24 protein-coding genes, 4 tRNA genes, 1 other RNA gene, 1 pseudogene and 1 riboswitch are annotated in these 24,610 nt (G+C 43.1%); of the genes and pseudogenes, 22 read left to right on the top strand and 8 right to left on the bottom strand.

The window, feature by feature from the left end; translation table 11 throughout:
• The first annotated feature begins 258 nt into the window (after window positions 1-258).
• From DESME_RS12450 to DESME_RS12435, 4 genes are all read left to right on the top strand, one after another.
• Window positions 259-870, top strand: a complete 612-nt coding sequence (locus tag DESME_RS12450) for a DUF2087 domain-containing protein (RefSeq protein WP_006715920.1) — start codon at window positions 259-261, stop codon at window positions 868-870.
• Between the two features lie 282 nt (window positions 871-1,152).
• Window positions 1,153-1,236, top strand: a riboswitch (cyclic di-GMP riboswitch).
• Window positions 1,237-1,390: 154 nt separating this feature from the next.
• Entirely contained in the window at window positions 1,391-3,115 is a 1,725-nt protein-coding gene (locus DESME_RS12445) for a methyl-accepting chemotaxis protein (protein ID WP_006715921.1), read from the top strand.
• Window positions 3,116-3,219: 104 nt separating this feature from the next.
• On the top strand, window positions 3,220-3,441 hold the full coding sequence (locus tag DESME_RS12440; RefSeq protein ID WP_006715922.1) for a hypothetical protein: 222 nt from the start codon (window positions 3,220-3,222) through the stop codon (window positions 3,439-3,441).
• Between the two features lie 153 nt (window positions 3,442-3,594).
• Complete coding sequence (locus DESME_RS12435) at window positions 3,595-4,584, top strand: deoxyguanosinetriphosphate triphosphohydrolase (protein WP_006715923.1); 990 nt, start codon at window positions 3,595-3,597, stop codon at window positions 4,582-4,584.
• A gap of 130 nt (window positions 4,585-4,714) precedes the next feature.
• Here DESME_RS12435 and DESME_RS12430 read toward each other — a convergent pair whose 3' ends face one another.
• Window positions 4,715-5,320 carry a GerMN domain-containing protein gene (locus DESME_RS12430; protein WP_006715924.1) on the bottom strand — a complete coding sequence of 202 codons (606 nt, stop codon included), beginning with the start codon at window positions 5,318-5,320 and terminating at the stop codon, window positions 4,715-4,717.
• Between the two features lie 277 nt (window positions 5,321-5,597).
• On the opposite strand from DESME_RS12430, the gene dnaG reads away from it, so the two are divergent.
• The 6 genes from dnaG to DESME_RS12400 all read left to right on the top strand — a co-directional run bounded on the left by dnaG (window position 5,598) and on the right by DESME_RS12400 (window position 9,103).
• Complete coding sequence (gene dnaG / locus DESME_RS12425) at window positions 5,598-7,466, top strand: DNA primase (RefSeq protein WP_242837460.1); 1,869 nt, start codon at window positions 5,598-5,600, stop codon at window positions 7,464-7,466.
• Window positions 7,453-8,622 carry an RNA polymerase sigma factor RpoD gene (gene rpoD, locus DESME_RS12420; protein ID WP_006715926.1) on the top strand — a complete coding sequence of 390 codons (1,170 nt, stop codon included), beginning with the start codon at window positions 7,453-7,455 and terminating at the stop codon, window positions 8,620-8,622. The genes dnaG and rpoD overlap by 14 nt, the downstream gene beginning before the upstream one ends.
• 89 nt (window positions 8,623-8,711) lie before the next feature.
• Window positions 8,712-8,786 (top strand) — tRNA-Asn (locus DESME_RS12415).
• A gap of 20 nt (window positions 8,787-8,806) precedes the next feature.
• Window positions 8,807-8,881 (top strand) — tRNA-Ile (locus DESME_RS12410).
• 31 nt (window positions 8,882-8,912) lie between these two features.
• Window positions 8,913-8,988: transfer RNA gene (locus DESME_RS12405), tRNA-Glu, on the top strand.
• 39 nt (window positions 8,989-9,027) lie between these two features.
• Window positions 9,028-9,103 (top strand) — tRNA-Val (locus DESME_RS12400).
• A gap of 67 nt (window positions 9,104-9,170) precedes the next feature.
• Here the strand turns inward: DESME_RS12400 and DESME_RS12395 are convergent.
• Window positions 9,171-10,364, bottom strand: a complete 1,194-nt coding sequence (locus tag DESME_RS12395) for a hypothetical protein (RefSeq protein WP_006715927.1) — start codon at window positions 10,362-10,364, stop codon at window positions 9,171-9,173.
• A 248-nt stretch (window positions 10,365-10,612) separates the two neighbouring features.
• On the opposite strand from DESME_RS12395, the gene DESME_RS12390 reads away from it, so the two are divergent.
• From DESME_RS12390 to DESME_RS12380, 5 genes are all read left to right on the top strand, one after another.
• Entirely contained in the window at window positions 10,613-11,425 is an 813-nt protein-coding gene (locus tag DESME_RS12390; protein ID WP_006715928.1) for a tRNA (adenine(22)-N(1))-methyltransferase, read from the top strand.
• Window positions 11,404-12,240: a Nif3-like dinuclear metal center hexameric protein gene (locus DESME_RS12385; RefSeq protein WP_006715929.1), complete on the top strand. Its 837-nt coding sequence runs from the start codon at window positions 11,404-11,406 to the stop codon at window positions 12,238-12,240. Before DESME_RS12390 ends, DESME_RS12385 begins: the two co-directional genes overlap by 22 nt.
• 199 nt (window positions 12,241-12,439) lie before the next feature.
• Window positions 12,440-12,595, top strand: coding sequence for a hypothetical protein (locus DESME_RS16110; RefSeq protein ID WP_006715930.1), 156 nt, complete (start codon window positions 12,440-12,442; stop codon window positions 12,593-12,595).
• Window positions 12,596-12,702: 107 nt separating this feature from the next.
• Window positions 12,703-13,080, top strand: an RNA gene (gene rnpB / locus DESME_RS15510) — RNase P RNA component class A.
• 140 nt (window positions 13,081-13,220) lie between these two features.
• Window positions 13,221-14,660 carry an MFS transporter gene (locus DESME_RS12380; protein WP_006715931.1) on the top strand — a complete coding sequence of 480 codons (1,440 nt, stop codon included), beginning with the start codon at window positions 13,221-13,223 and terminating at the stop codon, window positions 14,658-14,660.
• A gap of 100 nt (window positions 14,661-14,760) precedes the next feature.
• On the opposite strand, the gene DESME_RS12375 is transcribed toward DESME_RS12380, so the two are convergent.
• Entirely contained in the window at window positions 14,761-15,105 is a 345-nt protein-coding gene (locus DESME_RS12375; RefSeq protein ID WP_006715932.1) for a hypothetical protein, read from the bottom strand.
• A 127-nt stretch (window positions 15,106-15,232) separates the two neighbouring features.
• On the opposite strand from DESME_RS12375, the gene DESME_RS12370 reads away from it, so the two are divergent.
• The 4 genes and pseudogenes from DESME_RS12370 to DESME_RS12355 all read left to right on the top strand — a co-directional run bounded on the left by DESME_RS12370 (window position 15,233) and on the right by DESME_RS12355 (window position 18,877).
• Complete coding sequence (locus DESME_RS12370; protein ID WP_006715933.1) at window positions 15,233-16,765, top strand: FAD-dependent oxidoreductase; 1,533 nt, start codon at window positions 15,233-15,235, stop codon at window positions 16,763-16,765.
• Window positions 16,766-16,848: 83 nt separating this feature from the next.
• Complete coding sequence (locus DESME_RS12365) at window positions 16,849-17,934, top strand: metallophosphoesterase family protein (RefSeq protein WP_006715934.1); 1,086 nt, start codon at window positions 16,849-16,851, stop codon at window positions 17,932-17,934.
• Window positions 17,935-17,966: 32 nt separating this feature from the next.
• Window positions 17,967-18,395, top strand: a pseudogene (locus DESME_RS12360) (DMT family transporter); the annotation flags it as partial.
• Between the two features lie 293 nt (window positions 18,396-18,688).
• Entirely contained in the window at window positions 18,689-18,877 is a 189-nt protein-coding gene (locus DESME_RS12355; RefSeq protein ID WP_025248804.1) for a hypothetical protein, read from the top strand.
• A gap of 153 nt (window positions 18,878-19,030) precedes the next feature.
• Here DESME_RS12355 and DESME_RS12350 read toward each other — a convergent pair whose 3' ends face one another.
• The 3 genes from DESME_RS12350 to DESME_RS12340 all read right to left on the bottom strand — a co-directional run bounded on the left by DESME_RS12350 (window position 19,031) and on the right by DESME_RS12340 (window position 20,654).
• The gene (locus DESME_RS12350; protein WP_006715937.1) at window positions 19,031-19,306 is read right to left on the bottom strand and encodes a hypothetical protein; all 276 of its coding nucleotides are present in this window, start codon (window positions 19,304-19,306) and stop codon (window positions 19,031-19,033) included.
• Window positions 19,307-19,384: 78 nt separating this feature from the next.
• The gene (locus tag DESME_RS12345; RefSeq protein ID WP_006715938.1) at window positions 19,385-20,170 is read right to left on the bottom strand and encodes a CheR family methyltransferase; all 786 of its coding nucleotides are present in this window, start codon (window positions 20,168-20,170) and stop codon (window positions 19,385-19,387) included.
• Window positions 20,171-20,216: 46 nt separating this feature from the next.
• Window positions 20,217-20,654 (bottom strand): YaaR family protein, encoded by a 438-nt coding sequence (locus tag DESME_RS12340; protein WP_006715939.1) that lies wholly within the window; start codon window positions 20,652-20,654, stop codon window positions 20,217-20,219.
• Between the two features lie 28 nt (window positions 20,655-20,682).
• Here DESME_RS12340 and DESME_RS12335 point away from each other — a divergent pair, with 28 nt between their 5' ends.
• The gene (locus tag DESME_RS12335; protein ID WP_006715940.1) at window positions 20,683-21,720 is read left to right on the top strand and encodes a M28 family metallopeptidase; all 1,038 of its coding nucleotides are present in this window, start codon (window positions 20,683-20,685) and stop codon (window positions 21,718-21,720) included.
• A gap of 102 nt (window positions 21,721-21,822) precedes the next feature.
• On the opposite strand, the gene DESME_RS12330 is transcribed toward DESME_RS12335, so the two are convergent.
• Entirely contained in the window at window positions 21,823-22,704 is an 882-nt protein-coding gene (locus DESME_RS12330) for an OmpA/MotB family protein (RefSeq protein ID WP_006715941.1), read from the bottom strand.
• Window positions 22,705-22,732: 28 nt separating this feature from the next.
• The gene (locus tag DESME_RS12325; RefSeq protein ID WP_006715942.1) at window positions 22,733-23,545 is read right to left on the bottom strand and encodes a flagellar motor protein; all 813 of its coding nucleotides are present in this window, start codon (window positions 23,543-23,545) and stop codon (window positions 22,733-22,735) included.
• Window positions 23,546-23,812: 267 nt separating this feature from the next.
• On the opposite strand from DESME_RS12325, the gene flgM reads away from it, so the two are divergent.
• Window positions 23,813-24,085 carry a flagellar biosynthesis anti-sigma factor FlgM gene (gene flgM / locus DESME_RS12320; protein ID WP_006715944.1) on the top strand — a complete coding sequence of 91 codons (273 nt, stop codon included), beginning with the start codon at window positions 23,813-23,815 and terminating at the stop codon, window positions 24,083-24,085.
• Window positions 24,086-24,125: 40 nt separating this feature from the next.
• Complete coding sequence (locus DESME_RS12315; protein WP_006715945.1) at window positions 24,126-24,605, top strand: flagellar protein FlgN; 480 nt, start codon at window positions 24,126-24,128, stop codon at window positions 24,603-24,605.
• Window positions 24,606-24,610 lie beyond the last annotated feature (5 nt).

Here is a 24,610-nt window from a genome sequence, read left to right as displayed (position 1 = left end):
CGACAAAAGCCTGAAAGCACTTCCCGCAAAGGGCTGGAAGGTTTTCTTATAAAAGAAGAATGGGTACTGTCGAGCAAAATTTAGAATAAGGTGCCTCAGAAGAAAAAATCCTTCTGAGGCACTTTTGTCATATCTTAACAGCAAACAGATAGCGTATCAGCGTGAGCTACAGAGACTTGACAGCGAATCTAATTAGACTATACTCTAATTAGATATCTATGAAAATAGATTGGCTTATTTAAGATGGAGGGGAACTCATTGCAATTGAATCGAATTGTTAGTTTTCATAAGGCATTAGCTGATCCTACACGTATCCGTATTCTGGCAATTTTGGCGAAAGGGCCTCAGCATGGTCAGGACCTTGCAGAACACCTTGGATTAACGCCCCCAACGATAACTTATCATATGGCAAGACTTCGTGATGCAGGCCTTGTGAAAACGAGGCGGGAGAAGAACACGATTTATTTTTATATAGAAGAGTTGACATTACAACGCGATGCTCAGGCCACGGTAAATGTCATTCTTCAATCGGCCAAAAATACACTCAGCGGAGAAGAAGGGGGAGCAGATATTTTGGATACTAAGCAAGAAAAAGAACGAGAGGCCGTCCTCAGGAATTTTTTTACACCAGATGGTATATTGAAACAGATACCTGTTCAACGAAAGAAAAAAAGATTTGTTTTGGAAAAGCTTTTAGAGGGATTCGTGGTTGGACGAAAGTATTCGGAAAAAGAGATTAACGAGTATATTAAAACTTTTCATCCTGATTACGCCACCATTCGGCGCGAGTTCATTATCAACCATTATATGTATCGGGACAATGGGATCTATGAAATGAATCCTCCTGAATTGTGGGGAAGAGAGGATTAAATCAAGCTAAAGTTAAATAAGGGTAGGGAACTTAACTTCATTTTATTTGATTTTATGTACCCATACCCTTGTTTTTATTGCACTCGGCGTTCTAGTCTTGTTATTTATAGAAAACTTGAATGCCCATATCATCCACATATAGTAAAAAAAGTCGAAATAACACGATAATATTTCCTTGATTATGTAGAATAACAGCGTATTATAGAAAACGTTGTAGAAATTTAGTATTATTGTGGAATTGAGTGTAGTGTCGTTTTGTAAGAATGATAAAAGAATATGAAGCAATGACAAGAGCAAACCTGGCGAAAGTCAGGGACGCAAAGCTATGGGTCGTCCAGTTTGGCTGACGATTGCCAGGTTACCAAATGCGTAAAGGGGTATTGCCGTCATGATGTTTGAATATGACGGCTTATTTTTTTGGAAGGAGGTAATTTAAGTGCGTGATCGTGATGAACTGCCTATGACAGCATACGAAAACGGTTACTCGTTTAACCATTAAATTAAATAGGAGGATTAGTAAATGAAATTCTTAAATAACATAACCTGGAAACTTAAACTAATTACAGGATACATTATCGTTTCTTTTCTTGTAGGTTTGGTTGGCTATTTTGGGATTAACGATATGCAAACAATTAATACCGATGGGAGTTTGATATACACCGATAACCTGAAGCCCATAGTTACTTTGAACCAGATTAGCACGACTATTCGTGATATCACTTCTGTTACGCAATATCTTGCTACTACACAGGATAGAACAGAGCAACAAAGTGCTCGGCAACAGATAGAAACATTAAAAGCTCAGAACCTTAAATATGAACAGGATTTTGAGAAGACAGATATACCTTTACTTGCGGATGAAGAAAAAGCTAATTATACAGCGTATAAAAAGGATATAACAGACTATTGGAGTCACCAAGACCAAGTGATTCAATTGATGGACGCCGGGAAATACGCAGAGGCAGAACAGGTCTTGCACGATTCGGTCATAAAAGCGGATGACAAGGCTCTTGAAAACTTAAGCATCTTGGCTAATAAGGCAGAAAATGAAGCTCAAAATAGAAGTGATAATAATCAAAAGGTCTATTCAAGTTCAAGAAATACGATGCTTGGAATTATTGGATTCAGTGTGCTTTTAGCCTTAGCGATTGGATTATTTCTTGCCTTTAGCCTCTCTCGTCGCCTCTCACAAATCGTTCAGTTTTCAGAAGCTTTTGGACAGGGAAACCTAACTCAGGAATTAACTTTGCAAGGGCGGGATGAAGTGGGGCAACTGGGGACTGCTCTTAGTCAAGCGGTGGAAAAGGTGCGGGAACTATTAGTTGCCATTCGGGACAGTTCTCAGACGGTCAGTGCACACTCTGAGGAAACTTCAGCCACCATGGAAGAAATGTCGGCAACAATGCAGATGATTCAGCAATCCACTGAACAGATTGCCCAGGGTACTGAAGAACTGAGTGCAAGTTCGGAAGAAGTTGGGGCTTCATCCTTAGAAATGGAAACATTCACCCAACAACTGAATAAGAAAGCGAATGAAGGACAACAAAACGCCTTGGCAATTAAGGAACGGGCAAGTGCAGTCAAAATCAAAGGAACTCAGGCTGTGAATGAAGCAACAGCAATCTTTCAGGAAAAAGAAGTAAAGGTTCATGAAGCTCTGGAACAGTCGAAAGTGGTGGAAGAAATCAAGGTCATGGCGGAAACCATTGGAGGGATTGCCGAGCAGACGAACTTATTGTCTCTCAATGCTAGTATTGAGGCAGCCCGAGCAGGAGAGGCTGGACGCGGGTTTGCAGTTGTTGCCGATGAAGTCCGCAAATTGGCGGAACAATCACAAGCAGCCGTCAGTAACATTCACAAGGTCATCAATGATGTTCAAAATGCGTTCAATAATCTGATGGTGAATACGCAAGATTTACTGACCTTTATTAAAACCAAGGTGGCCCCTGATTACGGAGCGTTTGTTGAGACGGGAAACCAATATGAAGAAGATGCTAATTTTGTGACCGGAATATCGAAGGAATTAGCGGATGCAACGCTATCCATGCAAGAAATTATCAGTCAAATCGGTTCGGCTATTCAAAATGTTTCCGCAACAGCACAAGAAACTGCGGCGAGTTCCGAAGAAATCACTTCCAGCATTACTCAAACGACGACAGCCTTTGAACAGGTTACACAATCAGCACAAGGTCAAGCGGAACTGGCAACTCAACTGAGTGAACTTGTGGCGAAGTTTAAAGTTTGATAATGGTGAATTGCATTAAACTCAAAATAATAATTTTTATGCCAAGCTTAACAATTGTGTGCTATTCTAAGAATAGAATCATATCTTGAAAGGAAGTGCATACGATGATTCCAGCAATTAGCGGAAGTCACATGATGCCAGAATATATCTCTTTGACAAATTCTAATGCAGCCCTTGGTAAAGTGAACCAAGGACAGGAAATTTCTGAAACTGCAGTTCAACGGGTAGCAGAACTGAACAATAATGGGGAACAAACAGAGTCAAAGGTGGCACCAAGTGTTGCAACTTCGGGAACCTTAGGCCGTAATATTGATATTAAGGCCTGAAATCCAAAATGCTACGCTCAACTTAATTACATTCAGCCCTGTACCACTTAATCGTGTTACAGGGCTGCTTTTTGCAACAATATGTCCAAGTGCTGTAATATAATGAGGTTAGAGGGTTTAGAATATCAATGGACTCGATAGGGGGGTTTCAGGGTGTTAGAAAATATTCGTGAACGGACCGAGCGCGAAGAGCGTGAGCATCTCTCTCAATACGCGGCTAAAAGTGCTGAGGCTACACGTGAACACGAAGAGGTTGAATGCACGATTCGAAGTAAATTTCAACGGGATCGCGATCGAATTTTGCACAGCAAGCCCTTTCGCCGACTTAAACATAAGACCCAGGTTTATATTGCCCCGATGGGGGATCATTATCGAACGCGAATGACGCATAGCTTAGAAGTGTCTCAAATTTGTCGGACGATTGGGCGCGGGCTCAAACTCAATGAAGATTTGATTGAGGCCATAGCACTGGGGCATGATGTCGGACATACGCCGTTTGGTCACGTTGGGGAAGAAGCCTTGCGAAAGATTATTGGGCATTTTGAACACAACGAACAGTCTATCCGCATTCTAACGCGACTGACTCGAGGAGGTAAAGGGCTTAATCTTACTCAAGAAGTTTTAGATGGCGTACTGAATCATACAGGAGCTGGGATACCTTTTACTTTAGAAGGCCAAATCGTGAAGACAGGCGATAGAATCGCCTACCTTTGTCATGATTATGATGATGCTTTGCGCGCAGGCTTGCTCACCCCGAGCAACCTTCCTGGAGAGGTCCGACTTGTGTTGGGCCAGACTCCAAGTCAGATGATCTCAACCATGGTTATCGACATGATCGAGAGCTCTGAAGATCAAGAACAGATTCATCAATCGAAGCGCGTTTATGAGGCTATGCAGGAATTTCGCAGGTTTATGTTTAGCCGTGTTTATAATAGTGAAACCTTAAAAGAAGAACGTCGTAAAGGTGAGTACGTCGTTCAGGCCTTATTTCATCACTATTTAGATCATATAGAACTCTTATCTACCGATAATTTTAACGAAGCTGAGGGGGATAAGACGCGAGTGGTTGTGGATTATATCTCTGGACTAACGGATAACTATGCAATTGATCAGTTTCAAAACTATTTTGTTCCAAGGCATTAAATATAATTTTTTTGCTAAAATAGATAATATAGAAACAAAAAAGGTCATAAACGAATAAAACAAATAATAAAATCAAAAGGCTAGAAACTTTATCTTAAAAGTTCCTAGCCTTTTGAATAATTAGAATTGATTATTGCTTAGTAATTAAACTTTCATCTCGTTTAAGTGGACCTGAAGTATCCATCTCTCCAAGTATGGCAATCGTTTTTTCTCCGTTTAAGAGAAATTGAACACTCTGAACATTAGGAAGTGTGGTTAACGAGTTGACAATGCTATAGAGAATCATCTGTTCGCCTGTACCGCCACCTTCAAAATTGGACTTGAATTCTTTGGATAAATTGAGCGTCGCTACTCCGTCCTTAATTGAGGCGTCCAGAAGCTCAGTTCCTTTCGGAAGAACCCTTTCAAGCCCCGTAGGAGGATTGTTGAATTCGTTGAACATGGCTTTAATGACTTCCCCGTTGCTGACATTCACGGTTTTCTCAACAGCTACAAGACCACTGGCATCTGGTGTCGGAAAATAGAGTGTGACAGGAGTTGCTTGAGCGGTAGTGGAGTTAGGAGTTGGGGTGTTGTTGGCGGAAGAAGAATTTGCAACAGCGTTCGTTTCATTCGGGGTTGGAGTTGCGGTGGCTTGAGTTTGTAGATTGCTTGTCCCACAACCGGTTACTCCAAGCATCATAACGAGTACAACTATCAGAATTAAGGCGAGAGGCCGAGTTTTTCTAAGAAACATGAAATTTCCACCTTTCATATGTAATGAAGAAGATTTTTGATTGATTCGATTAAGTTTATTCTAACATGTTTTAAAGATGAAGTTAACTTAAAAATAAAGTCGAATGAGGGAGGAGAAAACAGAAGCGAAAGAGAATAGTCTAAGTATAGATAGAAATTCCTAAACTTAAGAAAGAATGATTCGCAATTCGGATTTTTACCGCGGGTAAAAAGAGGAATCCATGACTTTTTGGCGAAGAATTCAATATCAAGGGTTGACATTACAAACAAATTGTGGCATGGGTGGCGAAAAACAGTCTGTGGATTATAGAATTCCCGAAGATATCGTTGAAGACATTAGAATACATGCAGATATTGTAGAAATTATCTCTGAGTACGTTTCTTTACAGCGCAAAGGGAAAAACTTTTTAGGACTATGTCCGTTCCATTCCGAAAAAACCCCAAGTTTCACCGTGACTCCAGATAAACAGATGTATTATTGTTTTGGCTGTCATGCGGGGGGGAATGCATTTTCCTTTCTGATGAAGAAAGAAAATTGGAGTTTTCCTGAAACGCTCGAGCATTTAGCTCATAAATATGGGATTATGCTTCCTGAAAAGGAACTTTCGCCTCGAGAAAAGGAGCAACAAGCCCGTAGACATCGTTGGGAAGAGCTCCATGAACTGGCCACCGATTATTTTCATGATATTCTGATGAATCGACCTGAGGGCGAACCCGGTCGGCAGTATTTTTCGAAACGGGGAGTCGATCTCCAAACGATGAATACGTTTCGGCTGGGGTATGCACCTGAACGTTGGGAGGGATTGCTTGAGGCACTTGCGCCTCGGGGAGTCCGTCCTGAGGAATTAGCAGAAGTCGGTCTAGCCATTGAACGAGAGGCTCATGAAGGCAAAGTCAGTCGGGGATATTACGACCGCTTTCGTAATCGTGTTATTTTTGCCATTTTAGATTCACGGCAGAAACCGATTGCGTTTGGTGGACGTGTATTAGATGACGCTTTACCCAAATATTTAAACTCTCCAGAAACTGCGTTTTTTAGCAAAGGACATCATTTATATGGAATGAACCGAGCTTATCAAGGCATACGTGAATACGGATTTGCTTTGCTTTGTGAAGGGTACATGGATGTCATCGCGTTGCAAAAAGCGGGTTTTACACATGCGGTTGCTTCTTTGGGAACAGCGCTCACTAGAGATCAAGCCAAGCTTTTAAGACGCTACTCGCGACGCATTGTAGTCGTTTATGATTCAGACAAGCCGGGGATTCAAGCGACGCTTCGGGCGGGCGAGATATTGAAGGAAGAGGGCTTTCGAGTTGATGTTTTAAGCTTAGTAGGGGCCAAAGATCCTGATGAATATCTACAATCCCAAGGCTCTGAAAAGTTCAAGGAAGACTTGGATCAGGCTAAACCTTATATTGAATTTAAATATCAGGTTTATATCCAAGATCATTCAGTGCATAGTGCTCCAGAGAAAAGAGAACTCGTGAGTGCCTTAGCTGGAGATATACTTAAAGTGACGAGCCCAGTCGAAAGAGAAGGGTATGAACGCTTTTTAAGTTTGGAATTAGGTCTTACATTAGAGGCAGTTCAGTTAGAGATTGCAAGTAAAGACAGGAATAAGCCGAAAAATCTGCGAGAAAATGAATATTCCACAGCAAATCAGGATATTTCTGTGAAAAACAGAGATAATATCAATAGGTATGTAAATCCTGTTCCTTCTGCCATACCGGTACCCAGCGGAGTCATTCGGGCAGAACGAATTCTTCTACGCCTTTTGCTGGAACAGTTAGTGTCTTTCGCTCAAGTCGAAGCGGAACTCGATAAGGATTTTTGGAAAGTCCCAATCCATCAACAACTTTTTAACGCGATTGAGGAAGTTCAACTTCAAAACAGAACAGGAATTCCGATCAATGTGTCGGAAGAATTACAAAGCCAAATCGCGAATATCATGGTTGAAGAGGCAGATGTTTCTCAGCCGGAAAAGCTTTTTCAGGATTGTTTACGTCAAATTCGGTCGATCCAGTCGGAAGAAACGGTAGAAGAATTGCAGACCCGTATGGTATCTTTAGAAAAATCCGGTGATATGGCAGGGGCGATGGCCCTGTTAAAAGAGATAGGAGAGCGGTTGAAAAGTGGCGAAAAGTAAGGTTTTGAGCACGCAAAAACACAATCCCAAGGAAGGAAAGGAATCCAAGGATGATGAGCAAAAGCGGATTGATGCCGTTAAAAGTCTCATTCAAGATGGAAAGAAAAAGGGTTCCCTCACATATCACGAAATTATGGATACCCTCCAAGGAATTGAGCTCACAGCCGACCAAATCGATGAGGTATATGAGCAACTAGGGCATATGGGTATTGAAGTTATACCTGAACCAGGTGAAGAGAGTGAAGTTCTAGAAAAGACCTCTGATGATGTTGAAGATCCGCAGGAAGAGGAAGAGACTGAAGTTGATCTTTCGGTTCCTGAAGGAGTAGGCATTGATGATCCGGTTCGGATGTATTTGAAGGAAATTGGGCGGGTTCCTTTGTTGTCTGCTGAAGAAGAAATTGAACTTGCCAAAAGAATGGAGCAGGGAGATGAAAGTGCAAAACGTCGGCTAGCCGAAGCCAATCTTCGACTTGTCGTAAGTATTGCCAAACGCTATGTCGGACGTGGCATGCTTTTCCTTGATCTTATTCAAGAAGGAAATTTAGGACTAATTAAAGCGGTCGAAAAATTCGACTATCAAAAAGGATTTAAGTTCTCGACGTATGCAACATGGTGGATTCGTCAAGCGATTACGCGTGCAATTGCGGATCAAGCGCGCACCATTCGAATCCCAGTGCATATGGTTGAAACCATTAATAAATTAATTCGGATTTCAAGGCAACTCTTACAAGAATTAGGACGCGAGCCTATTCCTGAAGAAATTGCAGAACAGATGGATATCCCGGTCGAACGGGTACGGGAAATCATGAAGATTGCCCAAGAACCGGTCTCTTTGGAAACGCCAATTGGGGAAGAGGAAGATTCTCATCTGGGAGATTTTATCCCTGATGAAGATGCTCCTGCACCCGCTGATGCGGCTTCCTTTATCCTCCTCAAGGAGCAATTGGAAGAGGTCCTTGAAACGTTGACGCCTCGTGAAGAGAAGGTTCTGCGTTTACGATTTGGACTCGATGATGGGAGAACCCGTACATTGGAAGAAGTCGGCCAAGAGTTTGGTGTTACCCGGGAACGGATTCGTCAGATTGAAGCTAAAGCTCTCCGTAAACTCCGTCACCCAAGTCGGAGCAAGAAACTGAAGGATTATCTTGAATAGAAAATAGGCGTCTTGAATATTTCATTTTCTGAATGATAAAGCTTGACTCTATAGATAAAAATGCGTATAATAATCAATGCAAAGGGCATTCCTCGATAGCTCAATGGTGGAGCAACCGGCTGTTAACCGGTAGGTTGTAGGTTCGAGTCCTACTCGGGGAGCCATTTTTTTATTTCCCGCAGAAGGGCCCATAGCTCAGCGGTAGAGCTGCCGGCTCATAACCGGTTGGTCCTAGGTTCGAACCCTAGTGGGCCCACCAATTCGAAGTTTGGTGAACATACGTCATTTATGGCCCGTTGGTCAAGCGGCTCAAGACACCGCCCTTTCACGGCGGCTACACGGGTTCGAATCCCGTACGGGTCACCAATTATGATTTTTCTGAGATGTTTTATAGAAATTGACTATGGGCGATTGGCTCAGTCGGGAGAGCGCATCCTTCACACGGATGAGGTCATCGGTTCGATCCCGGTATCGCCCACCATGCGAAGACTTATATAGCAAGGGATTCAGTACTCATCGAGTGTACTGAATCCCTTGCTTTTTTGCTTCTACTCACTTGGAGCAATCTCTCCTTCGGTATAGCCTATTCGCCATTGAGCAAGTTGGGACATCGCTGCGTACCAAACATGATATTTAGAGGGATTTGTTTCAGGATCAATTGTAAATGATGCTCGATAAACGTAGCTCCCATCCCAGTTAGCCGAATTCCCTTTGGTTAAAAGAGGACGTTTCAGTGGCATGGTTATTTTTTTAGGGTCAGACATAGGTGCTTCTGCATAAAATACGCTCATATCCTTAAGCCCCTTGCCTATTGGAAAGCCTGCGATGAAAAACTCAATTTTTTGATCCCCGTAATTAGGCTTTACCTCTAAGTGCCACGGAACATAACCGCCATTCCAAGCCAGCCAAGGATAGGAGCAACGTTCCCGCTTGGACCATGTCACTCCATCGCTTGAAGTATAGATGTGAACGGTTGAGGAACCATTTGCTGTCCACATATACCATTCATTTGAACTCTTTTTCCAGACTGTCGGGGAGAGGGCTAAACCCTCTTTATCTGTCCAGGGTACTTCGACCATCAAAACTTTAGGCGCGATATTCCCTTTCTCGGAAATTTTTATTCTCAAAATCTTGTCGTATTTACCCATAAATACTTCACGCCAGAATACGTTTAAAGTATTTGTTTCCTTATCATAAAGAAGGGATGGATCAGAATTAAAGTTTTTTCTATCTTCCTTAATATCTAGAGGCTTTTCAAATCCTGGGGGTACAACCCAAGTTAGCCCATCATTGCTACTTAGAATAGAAGGATTTTCATATTTGTCATCCGAATTGGGATATGGCGTGAAGACCATCCAATATCTGTATCCGTTCCACTTTTCAATATGGTATTCAAGTTTGAAATCAATGACGCTTGGATGTGTAGCCTGTGCTGAACCATCATAGGTAGCAGTGAATAATTGCTGTTTGGCATTTGGAAGCAAGCCGGTAAGGGAATTATTGACTGAGTTATCCTTTCTCTCTTGTGCTTGTTTCTCTATTCTTCCGGTTTCCCCGCCACCAAGCAAGAAGTTTGATTTTCGAATTGTATTGCTTAATTCATCTGAACGGCTATTCTGGGTGGCCAAATTGGAGGAATTATTGTTAATTTTACCTTTGATCATCTTATTTTGATTTTCCGTAAGTATAAGTAAGAGTAGCAATCCCATGAGTAGAGTGGTCATTGCAATTGACTTTTTCATACTCTCCTCCAATAGAATAAGAATTATTTCGGATTCTATCATATCATATTGTAGTCCTATTTAAACCATGTTAGAATTGTTAGTTTACGGTAGAATGTGTTATAATATTTGACGAAAGTGCCTTTCATAATTTTTATTTTAAATTTGATGCAGAGAATTAAGCTGTAGTTGATTACTACAGTTTTTCTTTACCCAATGGCTAATAGAACATATTATGGTTAATAGTGTAAATGAAGAGGTGGAATAGAATGCAAATGCAAGGGCAAGGGGGAGTTTGCCTAGGGCCGCGATTGGGACTAGTTGCATCCTTGGTACCAGAGCAAGCTAAGCTTGGGGATATTGGGACTGATCATGCTTATTTGCCGATTTTTTTATGGGAACACCAACAAATTATTCACGCTATTGCCGTGGATGTTCATGAAGGCCCGTATCAGTCAGCGCGAGCCGCTATTTACGCGCGTGGGTTGGAGAAACGGATTGATGTACGCTTCGGCGATGGACTTCAACCGATTAAACCAGGTGAGGTCGATACTTTAACTCTAGCCGGTATGGGTGGAAATACCATGCTGGAGATATTTGAGGCGAGTCCAGAAGTGTTATCACAAGTTAATACTCTGATTTTGCAACCCCAGGGAGCGGAAGGTAAGGTCAGAAAAACTCTACTAAACTCAGGGTGGTTTCTTCAAGAAGAACGATTGATTGCTGAGGAAGGCCGTATATATGGGGTTATGGTTTATGCTCGTCAGAATGGGAACTCGTTGGAAAGACTTGAGTTGCTCAAAGATAAATGGCTGCGACATCTAAAAATGACCCATGACATGGAATTTCATGAACTACTGGAAGCCTTCGATCGGGTGTTTTGGGAGATGGGTCCACTTATTTTAGAACAGCCCATTCCTGAACTGGAGCGATTAATCCAAGAACATATTGAACCCCTGCAACGCGCAATTCGCGAGATGAAAAAATCTCAAAAAGAAGAAATTAGTCAAAGAATTCAGCAACAGGAATTTACCTGTTCTTTATTAGAGGAGATGAAGAAATGTCTGTTTCCATCGGTCTGATTGCCCAAACCATTGAAAAGATTGCTCCAAAATCTTGGGCAGAAGAGTGGGACAATGTGGGTCTCTTAGTGGGAGATGCTTCAACGAAGATTGAGCGAGTCCTGCTCACACTCGATGCTACCTCGGAAGTCCTTGAGGAAGCGAAGGAACGGAAGGCCCAACTCATTTTGGCTCATCATCCGATTATCTTTAGACCGCTTAAAAATCTTCGCTCAGATAATCAAGCGGCTCAAATTCCGATTCAGCTTTTAAAAGAAGGAATCGCCTATTACGCAGCGCATACGAATTTGGATCAGTCCCTTTATTCCTCTAGTTGGACAATGGGAAAAGCGCTAGGCATAGACAAAATGGAGTTTCTTGCTCCTCAGGCTTTAGAAGATCGAGGGTATGGAGTTGTTGGTTATTTATCAACGCCTGAGCCTTTAGAACGTGCTGTAGAACGGGTAAAAGCCTTCCTGAATACTCAGACCCTAGTTCATGCAGATGCTCCCTCAAACGGGTATCGTTTCGCGGGAAACCCCCTACAAAAGATACGCAAAATTGCGATCGTCAATGGGAGTGGGGGAAGCTTCATTCCCAAAGCTCTTTTTAAAGGAGCAGATTTACTTATTACTGGCGATGTAGATCATCATGGCGTATTGGATGCTCGCGAGGCGGGCATGGCAATCCTCGATATTGGACATTTTGCGAGTGAAGCTCCAATGATAATGACTCTACAGAAATACTTAAGCGAAGAGAAAAGTTTAGTCTCGCTTGAGATTATGATGAGTTCTTCAATGCATTCTCCTTGGAATAAGTTTGATGAGGCTAAGTAGCTCAGTCGTGTATTTGACTAAGCCGTGTCGAATGATGTAAAATTATGTCGATATACAATTCTGAAACATTATAATTTTAAAAACTACTTCTCTAAAACAGCAATGGATAGTGTGACCTGAATCACAAGGGGATTGAGAAATGGCCTGTATAATTAAAATATGTTTTAGGATGTTAATATAATTTCAAGGGGGGAACGAAATGAGTCGTAGTGAAATTCTTCGTGAAGGTCGGGAAAAAATTTTGAAGCAATTATCAGGTGAACATGAGAATAAAGCCAAGCTTCTTACTGCTTTAATAGATATAGACGATGAAATGGAAAAACTTCGTCGTGATGAGAATGCAAAAAACAATTAAAATTATCCAAAAGATATGCATAATTATTTCAAGACAGGATTTGCTTGGTAAGCTAACCATCAAGAATAATTTGACCAAAACCTAAATATCAAGTAAGATAAATAAGCGAAGTCAACCGGATGGTCGCGGGGGTAAGAGCCGAAAGGCTGCCTCTGAGGAAAGTCCGGGCTCCATAGGGCACGGTGCTGGATAACGTCCAGTGGGGGAGACCCCAAGGAAAGTGCAACAGAGATATACCGCCTGGGTGTTCGTAAGGACACTCCGGTAAGGGTGGAAAGGCGAGGTAAGAGCTCACCGGCAACCTGGTGACAGGTTGGCCCTGCAAACCCCACCTGGAGCAAGACCGAATAGGGGGACTATGGAACGGCCCGTTCTCGTCCCCGGGTAAGGTCGCATGAGGTCGTTGGTAACAGCGGCCCAAGATAGATGATCATCGCCTTCCGTAAGGAAGGAGACAAAACCCGGCTTATAGGTTGACTTCGCCATACTTATGGGAAACTTGTCACACCAACCCTTGATATATCAAGGGTTTTACTTATTTAAGGCGTTCGATATCTTATTGATATTCATGAGGGTCTGATTGATGGTTTGCAAGAGCTGAAAGTTGCATTGGAGGAGAGTACGCATGGATGTAGTTAAAAAAATTAAGGAATCACCAAATATTCGTTGGTTTATTCTTGCCAATGTGGCTTTAGGGACGTTTATGGCTACTCTTGACAGCAGCATTGTCAGCGTGGCCTTGCCAACGATGTCCGATGAATTTAAGACGAATTTAGGTACATTACAATGGGTTGTAACGGCGTATTTATTGACGATTTCCAGTCTGCTCCCTGTCTTTGGCAAGTTGGCGGACATCTTGGGGCGAAAGCGGGTCTATTCAACGGGTTTTATCTTCTTTACTTTGGGTTCAGCCCTTTGCGGAATGTCCGCTAACTTATGGATGTTAGTGAGTATGCGTGTCGTTCAAGCCATAGGCGCATCCATGTTAATGGCCAATAATCAGGCTTTGCTCGTATCGGCATTTCCTCTTCATGAGCGTGGACGTGCTTTAGGTCTGAATGGAACAATGGTTGCACTCGGAGCTTTATCAGGACCAGCTCTCGGGGGTGTTTTAGTGGGATTGATGGGCTGGCGTTCCGTTTTTTATGTTAATTTACCCATTGGAATTATCGCCTTTTTGGTCGCTCAAGTCATCTTGCCACACGATCTTCCAAAACATGAGAAAATTAAATTCGACTCTACGGGTGCTCTCTTGTTTGCGGTTGGGATGATTTGTGTTCTGTATGCTATCAATAACGGGCAAGCTCAAGGTTGGGGCTCACCTTTAATTATTGGTGGTATAGTCATAGGTATCCTATTGCTGAGTATTTTTATGCGGTTTGAGCGCCGGATTACAGATCCGATTATTGATTTTGACCTCTACAAAAATAAGCCGTTTCTCATCGGAAATCTCTCGTCTTTCCTGTCTTTTACAGGTCAATTTGCCAATACCATCTTAATGCCGTTTTACCTACAACAAATTCTCAAATATTCGACGACCCAAGTCGGACTTTTGATGACGGCTTTTCCGTTAGCCATGGCGATTATTGCTCCCTTGAGCGGCTACCTCTCGGATGAGATCGGACCCATGATTTTAACAACGGGCGGTTTAATAACGATAGCCTCGGGACTTCTTTATTTAACAACCACCACAGCCCATTCTGCTTTTTGGATGATCTTTCCGGGTCCTCTTTTAATGGGTATTGGGGCAGGGATGTTTAACCCGCCGAACACAAGCAGTGTTATGAATGCTGTTCCCAAAAATAAATTGGGGATTGCAGGGGGCCTTAATGCCTTGGTTCGCAATGTCGGCATGGTCGTCGGTACAACTCTTTCGGTTACCCTCTTTGAAAATCGGGAAGCCTCCCTTTTAGCTAATATTCAACATCCTTCCGCGAGTCAGACAGTGAGTGCCTTCATGACATCCTATCATACGGTTATGCTTGTAGGGGCAATTATCATTTTGATTGCTACCGCAGTCTCTATAAATAGGGTAGTACCCCCACACAACGGAGAACAATTCTGACAATTATCACTTGCATAGCTTTAGCTCCAAGGCGCCTCTCCATAGAAATTGCGATTTCTTAGAGAGGCGTCTATTTTTGTGTTAGCTACTACTTCATTTATTAAACTCGATTATCTTCTGACTTTAACATATTCTCAATTTTCTTGATATCGCCCTCAAGAACCTGTTCCTCTACATTAAACCTTAAAACGATATTCTCAATTTCAAGGGGCAGGCTTCCTTGATTTTGGGCTACTCTATTGGCAGCGAAATCACCCCAACTTCTCCGTAAATTTCGGGCCCAAGTCCCGTGCCCAAAGCTCCAATTGACAAGAGTCTTAAATTTGGAGTGATCATTAGTTTCTGATCGAGTGCTTGTGTTCAGTCTTTCTCCAAAAACTTCTATTCCGTAGCCTTTATCATCATCAAAATACCAGATAAAATAGAGCTTTCGATACGGTTCCATAAGATCACCTCCGCAAAAATTGACGTTTGAATTCATTTTACCACCATCCAGGCTGTCTCGATTCAGAATGGATCAAATAAAACGGGGAATGATAAGTAAAACATTTTTTTGTAAGGGGTAGTGTAAAATGGATAATAAACAGAGTACGATAGATAAACGGTTTAAGAATCCCCCGAGTTCTTACTGGATCGCTTCGACACCGGAGACGGATTATCCAGCCTTGAGAGAGGATTTAAAAGTGGATGTTGCGATTGTGGGAGGAGGTATGGTTGGGATCACCTCGGCATATCTCCTTAGCCAGGAGGGACTCAAGGTGGCTGTTTTGGAGGCGGACCGGATTCTTCTCGGAACAACTGCGCATACCACGGCGAAACTCACTTCACAGCATGATTTGATTTATGCTCAACTGCAAAGAAATCTGGGTCAGGAGAAAACCAAGCAATATGCCGAGGCGAATGAAGCAGCACTCCATTTTGTCGCAAAATGTATTGAAGAGCAGCAAATCGACTGCGATTTTAGTTATCAACCGGCCTATATCTATACGGCCTCAGAGGACTACCTACAAAAGATTGAAGATGAAGTTAAGGCTGCCTCAGAATTGGGAATTAAGGCCAGTTTTGAGACGAAGTTAGAGCTACCCCTTAAAATTCGGGGAGCGGTACGATTCGAGCATCAAGCTCAGTTCCATTCACGCAAATATCTACTGGCCTTGGCTTCAAAAATCCCAGATCAAGGGGGGTTAATCTTTGAACAGACCCGAGTGGTCGATCTTGAAGGGGAAGGTCCCTATACGGTGACGACCGCTGCAGGTAATAAAGTGACAGCAACGCATATGATTATGGCGGCACACTATCCTTTTAACTTTTTCCCAGGGCTCTATTTTACGCGGCTATATACAGAACGGGCCTATGCCGTAGTGGCTAAAGCCCAGGAAAAATTTCCGGGTGGAATGTATCTCAGTGCAGAGGATCCGGGACGTTCTCTGCGCTCTTTGCCGACCACGGAAGGCGAGCGGATTTTGATTGTGGGAGAGAAGCATAAGGTAGGTCAGGGTGAAAATTTAAGGCAGCACTATGAAAACCTGATGGATTTTGGGGAACAACTTTTTACGGTTGAAGATTTCCCTTACCGCTGGTCAGCGCAGGATTGCACAAGCCTCGATGATATTCCCTATATTGGAAGAATGTCTTCGCAAAGTCCTAATCTCTATGTAGCGACCGGATTTCGAAAATGGGGAATGACGCATAGTACCGTTTCTGGACTACTCCTTCGCGACTTAATCGTAAAGGGCGAATCGCCCTGGGAGGAAGTCTATGCTCCTTCCCGGACGACTACACTGGCCTCAGTCGGTCAATTTGTGGTTCAAAATGCCGATGTGGCTGCCAATCTGATCTCAGGTAAACTCGAAGTTGCCCCGGAAGAGGTTGAGGTCATGGCCGGTGAGGGGAATGTAGAGTTAGAGGATGGTCAGCGGGTGGGCGTTTTCGAAGACGAGGCAGGCAAGGTTCATACCGTAGACACAACGTGTGCTCATTTGGGGTGTGAATTGCACTGGAATAATGCAGAACATTCCTGGGATTGCCCTTGCCACGGCTCACGGTATACAGCAGATGGTGAAATTCTTGAGGGCCCAACGGTAAAACCACTTAAAGTTCTATAATCTTAAAGCGCGATAAATTGGCTCTTGTGCATTGAATTGGTTTTCTCGTAAAATGGAGATATTAAACGTAGTTAAGGAGAAATATGAAAAGAAGGTATACGTTCTTTTTTAAAATCTCTATAGCCATGACGGTAGGCCTAGTCACTCTTCTGATCCTCTTTGTGGATAATTCGGGCTTCCTTGGAAATCTGCTTTCTGGGGCAAGACTTGACGGCGTGCAGGAACTCCAGGCTCAAACTCAACTTGAGCCTGGGGTTCCTGTGACTACTCAGAATACAGAGTCGAGTTCAGAATTGCACTTTGCCGTCATAAGCGATCTCCATGTTCGGTCGACGGACGAAAATGCTCAAGCTAAGGTTGAGAATGCGCTTAGCGATTTACTGGACCCGCAACGCTCTCCTCTTGATTTAATCGTGGTCAATGGAGATCTTGGAGATGGGCTGCCAGCTGACTATAGGGTTTTGAACCAATTGATTCAAAAGGTTCGCTCAAGGTCGACTCAGAAAACGCCCCTTCTTTTTACGATGGGCAACCATGAATTTTATAAAGCATATCACGATCCCAAGACTGAAGCTTGGAACAAAGAGACCTTTCCAAACGGAGAAACGGATGAGCAGGCTGTGCAACGTTTCTTAGATTTTTCTGGGCGAGATCAAGTGTATACAGATCGCGTGATGAAAGGCTATCACTTTATTTTTCTGGGATCGGAGAAATCGGCGATGTCTGACCCCAAGATCGGCGATGGGGTGTACCTTTCTGAAGAACAGCTTACGTGGCTAAAACAAAAGCTAGCGGAGAATGCAGATCCGCAAAAGCCGATTTTCGTTTTCCTCCATCAACCGCTATTTACAGACAAGGGCGATTCCCCGATCCATACGCAATACGTCCAGCAGCAGGAAGAATTGGCAAAAATCCTGGAAGCTTATCCTCAGGTTGTTCTTTTCTCGGGCCATTTGCATTTGAAAATTGGAGCACCCGGAACTGCCGTTCATGATGCGTTTACGCTCTTTGGAGATTCTTCAGTGACGCGCGTACGCCAAGCTACTGCCGAAGCCAGTGAAGGGCTCATGGTTACAGTTGACGGCAGCAAGGTCACTGTGCAAGGACGCGATTTTGAGTATCATCAACCTATCCCTCAATCCGATATAGCGCTTAATTATGGAACTTGAGGTATATTTGATAAAAGCACTGGGGAAGCTACTTCTTTATGAAGGAAAGATATGTTAAGGAAGTGCAGCGCTTGAGCTTGGATTTTCGTTCTTTGGGGATTGCCCTTTTTTCAATTTTTTTGGGAGCAACCGGCCAGTTCCTTTTTCGTGTCGGTATGCTTCAATATGGTCGGGTCACTGCTCAGAACATTTGGCGTCAGCTCTTCAGTATTATCTTTACGCCCGCCATCTTCGTTGGATTTATGTGTTTTGGAATGAGCTCGATCTTATGGTTGGTCGTGATTTCCAAGTGGGAACTGAGTTATGCTTATCCCATGGTCGCTTTGGGGTATGTTATCGCTATTTTTTATGGCGCAGCATTTTTAGATGAAGGGATTAATCTACCTAAGCTTTTAGGGTGCATATTGATTCTTACCGGGATTTCAATCCTTGGACTTTTTGGGCACGCTAAAAATTTTTAGAACCGTGTTTTTGATTTTTCAAGAGAGTGTAAAGATTACAAATTTCTGACGACTTAGACAGAAGATGCAAGTTGCAACTCGCTACAGAATAAGATATTATCTAGATAAGGTTAGATTGCGATGCAAAGATTCGCTCAACCTAGGTTTGTCACCTTAAAAGACTGAAGAACAGAAACGACGAGAAATAACATTCGTAAACAAAATAGGATTAAAAACTGAATATGTACTCCCAGTAACCCTTAAAACCTTAGAATACCTATGAGAGATAACGGTAAAAGGGGCGTGTGCGAACGATGAATTTTCAAGATGTGGGACGAGGCGCGCGAATTGAACTGGCGAAAATGGCGAAACAGTTGGGAATGAAGTTTATAGGGTATAACCCGACAGCTCAGCAAGTTTCTCTTGAGTACAAAGGAAAAGGATTGACCTTTCCTGTTCAACAATTTGTAGAGGAGTATGAAAAGATTTCAAAACTCGCTTAAACTTTCATAAATAAGATAACAAAGCCTGTTATAGGTTTGCATAAAATTTATAAATTCAAATGAAAGTGCCCCTGGTGGATCGGAATCCATACCAGGGGCATTTATATTAGGTTCGCTCATGAAAAGGGCGCTCACGCAGGAGTCTGTTTTCATTTACGCTGACCTGCGTTTGCGCCTCAAACTAGGGTTTGCGGGGAAGACCTTAACACAACGACGAACGACTAAGGTGACAGGTAACGGCCGATAGCGCTCAGCATGTTGTTGAGAGGCTCTTGCTCTTTCGTCTTCAAATTTGCGGTACTCTTGATAGTGGGTCATAAATTCCTCACGGCTGACAGGAAACTCCGCACCTTCTGTGAGTTGGAAGACATAACGATCATTTTCAAGATATTGGACATAACTTATGATTAGACGTTCGTGGAAAAACAAGAGAATCCCACCTTTCTCTTTATCGTTTTTCTATCTCTAATCTATAATATGAACGTGGGATTAATTCTAGTTGTGTTTCTATTCTTGTTTCTGGTAAAAGAACGATGAGACTGGCTTTAGCCCTAAGTTATTCATTCCAAAAAGGTGCTCGGTACTTCCTGTAAAGAGGATGCCGTCCTTATTTAAGGATTGGGTAAACTTCTGATAAAGCATTTCTTTGGCTTCTTCGGTAAAATAGATCACCACATTCCGGCAGGCCAAGAAATCAAAACCACTTTCAAAACGATCGGTCAGTAAGTTCTGCTGTTTAAAAGAAACTTGGCGTTTAACCGAATCTTTAATTTGATACCCTTTGTCAGTTAAGGTAAAATACTTTTGCAGGAGTTCGGGTGGAGTAGAGGCAAAATCATTCTGTTTATAAACCCCGTCTTTAGCCTGCTTTAAGACATTTACATCAATATCAGTTGCAAGTATGCTAAAGTGAGTATGCGAGAAATACTCCATCAAAGTGATTGCTAAGGAATAAGGCTCTTGACCGCTTGAACATCCAGCGCTCCAGAGCTTCAGACTCGTTTTTCCCTGTAGAAGCTTGGGTAAGATGGTTTCGCGTAAGGTTGTCCACTGGGTCGTATCCCGGAAAAATTGCGAAACATTGATTGTTAAATGTTTGAAAAAGCTATCAAAAAGGACTGAATCCTCGTTTAACGCTTTCATGAAATCCGGGAAGGTTGGGTACTTATGAGAATTCATAAAGCTTAAGATCCGTCGTTGCATCTGGTTTTGCTTATAAAAGTTTAAATCAAGTCCACTTTTAGGATGGAAAGCTTTAATAAACCACTCATAGGTATTTTCAGGGTTTAACATGTTTGAGCACCTCTTTTATATAAAGTTTAATGATAAAATGATAGGGTCAGCCTAAAAGGTCAATGATAAGCCCCCGAATTTCATCGATCTTATCTAAAAGTTCGAGTGGCTTGCTATGGGCTTCGATGACCTGATTACCGAGATCTTCTAAAGATTGGTCAATCTGCTGAATTCGGGCGAGAACCTTGGGCCTTCCGCGGAAATCCCAGAAGGTTTCTTCCGTGAGTTGGCGGCTTTGGCCAAAGGTTGAGCGCAGAAAAGACTTCACCATCGTTTTGAAATCGGCCAGATCGCCTAAGGAGAAGCTTTGAGCCAGCGCTTTCCCCTTGATATCGAACTTCTTGAGAAAATCCTGAAGTTCTTTCCGTTGCAAGTGTTGGACTTGGCCTAAGGCTTGAGTAAAATCTAATTCCCCTCGTGTTGAAGTGGAAGGGGAGCGGGTTAGGCTTTCTGATTGTGCAGTGCCATCAATACGTAAGGGCATATTAATCCTCCTTTGAAAGGATAATGTTATGAATTCACGACGCAATTTTTTAAAAATGCTCTTAGGATTATCGGCTTTGTATCTGCCGTGGACGTTCTGGCCGGGCAAAATTAATGAAGCGTTTCATAGTGCGGTTAAGCGTCCTCCAGTGAGCTTGATCACCCCTTTGCCGGAGCTTCCGCAGGGATTGATCAATGAAGAAGTTCTATACCGCAGCGCAATGGAGGATATCATAGCTCTGACTGCACCGGACATGCAAGGGCGACAAGCCGGTACGGTAGGAGAGAACAACGCGTCAAGCTATTTAGCCAAACAGATGAGCACACTTGGGTTAAAACCGATGGGGGATCAGGGAGAAAGTTTTACCCATGTTTTCACAATTCCCCCCGTTACGAAAAAGGTAATCAATGGCCGGCTTACCTTTACGGCAGGTAATCTGGGGAGCCTGCGTACCCCGAGCGCAAATCTGCTGGGAGCATTAATGGGTAAAGCACAAGATCAAGTGATTCTTGTTTCAGCTCATTACGATCATCTGGGAGTAAATGAAGGAAAGGTTTATCCAGGAGCCAATGATAATGCTTCAGGGGTCAGCTGTGTGCTGGAAGTGATCAGGCATCTCCTCCGTGATGGAAAGGTACCTCAGAAGACCTTGGTATTTGCGTTCTGGAGTGCAGAAGAAATGGGCTTTGTCGGCTCACAATCTTTTGTTCAGTCACCGACGTTCCCACTCGGGCAGATTCAGGCGATGCTGAACATCGATACTGTGGGTAATGGCATGGTTGGAAATTTTGCGCTCTGGTCGGAGAGTGAAAATAATTTAGCCTATCAGACGTTGAATGCGGCAGCGGCACAAGCTGGAGCAAGCGCTTTACATACCCCTTTCGGGGGACATAACAGTGACCAGGTGAGTTTTGCTCAGGTTGGAATTCCAGCGGCAACCTTGATGGCCAGAGATTGGCTGAATCAAAACCATACTCCTGAAGATACACCAGGCCAGATTAAACCTGAGCAACTTCAGTTGGCTAGTGATATTGTTTATCGGGCGGTACAAAGGTTAGCATTTTAGCGTTATGATGAGCTTGAAAAACAAGGGACTCGTTGCACTTTGAACTTAGAGTTCGTTGTGCAAGAGACCCTTTAATTTTTATGTGCAGGAAGCTTATCGATTCTATTTAGTAGTACTGCTTTGAGCTGAATTAGAAGAACTTGCCGCTGGGCTGCCGGGTTCAGTAGAATCATACTTCGAACGAAGAATGACTAAATCCACGCGACGATTGCGGGCACGTCCTGCATCGGTATCGTTGGAAGTTAAGGGACGGAATTCTCCATACCCTGCAGCGGAGAGACGATCAGGAGAGATCGTTCCAGGAGCGGCCATGATGTGCAAGACATTGGTGGCTCGAAGTACAGAAAGTTCCCAGTTGCTTGGGAAACGGGTGGTGCTAATCGGTAAGTTATCGGTATGGCCTTCGACTTTAATATAATTAGGAGCAGAGGCTAATACGGTATTTATTTTATCTAAAATTTCACGAGCTCGGGGTGTCACATCCGCAGAGCCACTCTCAAAGAGCAACGTTTCTTGAATACTAATGACTAAGCCGCGCTCTTCGACTGAAGAGACAAGCTGAGTTTGAATTCCATTGTCAGCCGCAAATTTGTCAAGCTTTGACTTGATTCCTTCAATGGTCATGTTCTCGGCATCTGAATTTCCCTGGCCGGGCTGTGTTCCTTGGCCTGCATTTTGGGCGTTTACTGATTTGTCGATCTCTTTATTTGTCCCCGGGTTTTGAGTATTGCTCTGGGGGTTCCCTGTCTCAAAGATTGAAGGACCGCTGGGACTTTGCCCGACATCGATTTGCGCTGTTGGACCTCCGCCCCCTAAAGCCGCATTTAAAGATTCTGCAACCGCCTTGAATTTGTTGGCATCAATTTGACTCATCGAGTAGAGGACAACAAAAAAAACCATCAGGAGTGTAATTAAGTCGGAATAGGTGAGAAGCCAGCGTTCTCCATTGTCTTTTTCTGGCTCTTCTTGACGTTTTCTTGGCATTCAATCACCTTCGCATTATTTGTAAACACTAAATAGATGCGCCTTCAGCATCTATATTGCTTACGGAATCATCCGTAGTTTTGTCCTTGGCTTTGGGCATGTTACCCATGTGGGTCTTTAATTTTTCCTTAAGAATTGAGGGGTTTTCTCCGGCTTGGATGGAGAGAATTCCATCTAAGACCATTTCCATGGCGCCGACTTCTGCTTTATCTTTTTGCTTGAGTTTAGTCGCAATAGGCAGCCATACAAGGTTAGCAGAGCCAATACCATAGAGAGTTGCTAAAAAGGCAGAGGCAATTGAACTCGAAAGAGAGGTTGGATCAGAGAGATTTCCTAAAACATGGACAAGCCCCATGACGGTCCCGATAATCCCCATGGTCGGGGCATATCCTCCTGCGGCTTCAAAAACAGAGATTCCTATCTTATGGCGCTTTTCCATCACGCTAATGTTGGATTCCAAAATCTCACGCGTGATTTCAGGATCTGTTCCATCGATAACGAGTTGCATTCCTTGTTTCGTAAAACGGTCATCGACGGATTCGAGTTCCTGTTCAAGACTTAACAATCCTTCACGACGTGCCTTTTCAGCAAAGCGAATCAGGGTTTCGTAAGCCTCATCAATACCGAAGGACTTAGAAGAAAAGGCGATCTTAAACCATTCAGGAACTCGTTTTAAGTCTTGTATCGGAAAGCTCGTTGTAACAGCACCTATAGTCCCACCAAAAACGATGAGCGCAGCCGAGACCTGAAATAAGGCTCCTATAGCTCCTCCCTCTACAAGATACCCAGCAACTAAAAAACCGAGGCCGATGACTAAACCGAGTACTGTTGATAAATCCATAAATGATTAGCCAGTGCACACTCCCAAAGGGGAAGTCGCATAGGCGTACCTCCTTTTTATATCATATTTATATTATCGACAAATGACAGGAAAACTTGAGCTTTCTTTCAGGGTTATTATACCTGAAATTAGCGGAAGCTTCTAGCACTTGAGGAAAGTTATGCAATTGAACTTGAAGCATGGAGAATTTTTGTATGGAACTTCTTAAGTTTTTTATAAGAACTGTCGATACTAAAAGTAAAGATAAAGATTACGGGAGTGAATCAGATGAAAATCGACGGAACATCAATGTCTCCGGTGGGTAGCATTCAAACCACAAACCGAGTGGCTTCCCTCGACAAGAAAACAACTGAACAGGGAACGGACGGAGTCAAAGTTTCAGATAAAGCCCAGTTCTATCAACTGCTCTTACAAAAAGTAAAAGACGTTCCCGAGATTCGCGAAGACCGTGTCCAAGAAGTCTCTCAGCAGATTAAAAATGGAGAATTCACGGTGGATGCGAACGCCATTGCGCGCAGTTTGCTTTTCGGAAAAGAGTAAAGATAAGCGTTTAATGAAAATCTCAAGGGAGGCTAGAGTTGTGCCTGTTATTCAACAGTTACATGACAATTTAACAAAGCAGGCTGAGGTGTATCGCGAGCTCAAAGATTTAGCAGACCATAAGCAAAAAGCACTCGTGGCCAATAATCTTCAAGAGCTTGAAGCAGTGACAGTGCGCGAAGAGCAACTTTTAATGGAAGCCTCTCACTTAGAAAAAGAGCGTTTGCTGTGGGCCGATCAAATGTCGCAAATGACTGGAAAATCGGCAGAAGAACTCACTTTGGCCGAGCTTGCCGTCAAATACCCGCAACTTAAAGACGTAAAAGAAGAGTTAGAGACTGTCGTTACTGGCCTTATGGATGTTAACGAGCTTAATACTCAATTACTCAAACAAGCCATGAATATCGTGAACTTTACTGTGGGGATGCTTACGCATCAAGAGAAAAATACTTATCAGAGGACGGGTATGACGGATAATCAAGGATCAAGCACATTGCGAATCCTAGATCAGAAAATCTAAAATTG

The organism is Desulfitobacterium metallireducens DSM 15288, assembly GCF_000231405.2.
GTDB classification, from domain to species: Bacteria; Bacillota; Desulfitobacteriia; order Desulfitobacteriales; family Desulfitobacteriaceae; genus Desulfitobacterium_A; species Desulfitobacterium_A metallireducens.
Note: the sequence above shows the minus strand (reverse complement) of the source record. Positions and strands in the feature narration are given on the sequence as shown.

Coding starts and splice junctions, on each gene's coding strand:
- DESME_RS12445 (WP_006715921.1), top strand. CDS start 1,391: ATGAAATTCTTAAATAACATAACCTGGAAACTTAAACTAATTACAGGA.
- DESME_RS12440 (WP_006715922.1), top strand. CDS start 3,220: ATGATTCCAGCAATTAGCGGAAGTCACATGATGCCAGAATATATCTCT.
- DESME_RS12430 (WP_006715924.1), bottom strand. CDS start 5,320: ATGTTTCTTAGAAAAACTCGGCCTCTCGCCTTAATTCTGATAGTTGTA.
- dnaG (WP_242837460.1), top strand. CDS start 5,598: ATGGGTGGCGAAAAACAGTCTGTGGATTATAGAATTCCCGAAGATATC.
- DESME_RS12395 (WP_006715927.1), bottom strand. CDS start 10,364: ATGAAAAAGTCAATTGCAATGACCACTCTACTCATGGGATTGCTACTC.
- DESME_RS12390 (WP_006715928.1), top strand. CDS start 10,613: ATGCAAATGCAAGGGCAAGGGGGAGTTTGCCTAGGGCCGCGATTGGGA.
- DESME_RS12385 (WP_006715929.1), top strand. CDS start 11,404: ATGTCTGTTTCCATCGGTCTGATTGCCCAAACCATTGAAAAGATTGCT.
- DESME_RS16110 (WP_006715930.1), top strand. CDS start 12,440: ATGAGTCGTAGTGAAATTCTTCGTGAAGGTCGGGAAAAAATTTTGAAG.
- DESME_RS12380 (WP_006715931.1), top strand. CDS start 13,221: ATGGATGTAGTTAAAAAAATTAAGGAATCACCAAATATTCGTTGGTTT.
- DESME_RS12375 (WP_006715932.1), bottom strand. CDS start 15,105: ATGGAACCGTATCGAAAGCTCTATTTTATCTGGTATTTTGATGATGAT.
- DESME_RS12370 (WP_006715933.1), top strand. CDS start 15,233: ATGGATAATAAACAGAGTACGATAGATAAACGGTTTAAGAATCCCCCG.
- DESME_RS12365 (WP_006715934.1), top strand. CDS start 16,849: ATGAAAAGAAGGTATACGTTCTTTTTTAAAATCTCTATAGCCATGACG.
- DESME_RS12355 (WP_025248804.1), top strand. CDS start 18,689: ATGAATTTTCAAGATGTGGGACGAGGCGCGCGAATTGAACTGGCGAAA.
- DESME_RS12345 (WP_006715938.1), bottom strand. CDS start 20,170: ATGTTAAACCCTGAAAATACCTATGAGTGGTTTATTAAAGCTTTCCAT.
- DESME_RS12340 (WP_006715939.1), bottom strand. CDS start 20,654: ATGCCCTTACGTATTGATGGCACTGCACAATCAGAAAGCCTAACCCGC.
- DESME_RS12335 (WP_006715940.1), top strand. CDS start 20,683: ATGAATTCACGACGCAATTTTTTAAAAATGCTCTTAGGATTATCGGCT.
- DESME_RS12330 (WP_006715941.1), bottom strand. CDS start 22,704: ATGCCAAGAAAACGTCAAGAAGAGCCAGAAAAAGACAATGGAGAACGC.
- DESME_RS12325 (WP_006715942.1), bottom strand. CDS start 23,545: ATGGATTTATCAACAGTACTCGGTTTAGTCATCGGCCTCGGTTTTTTA.
- flgM (WP_006715944.1), top strand. CDS start 23,813: ATGAAAATCGACGGAACATCAATGTCTCCGGTGGGTAGCATTCAAACC.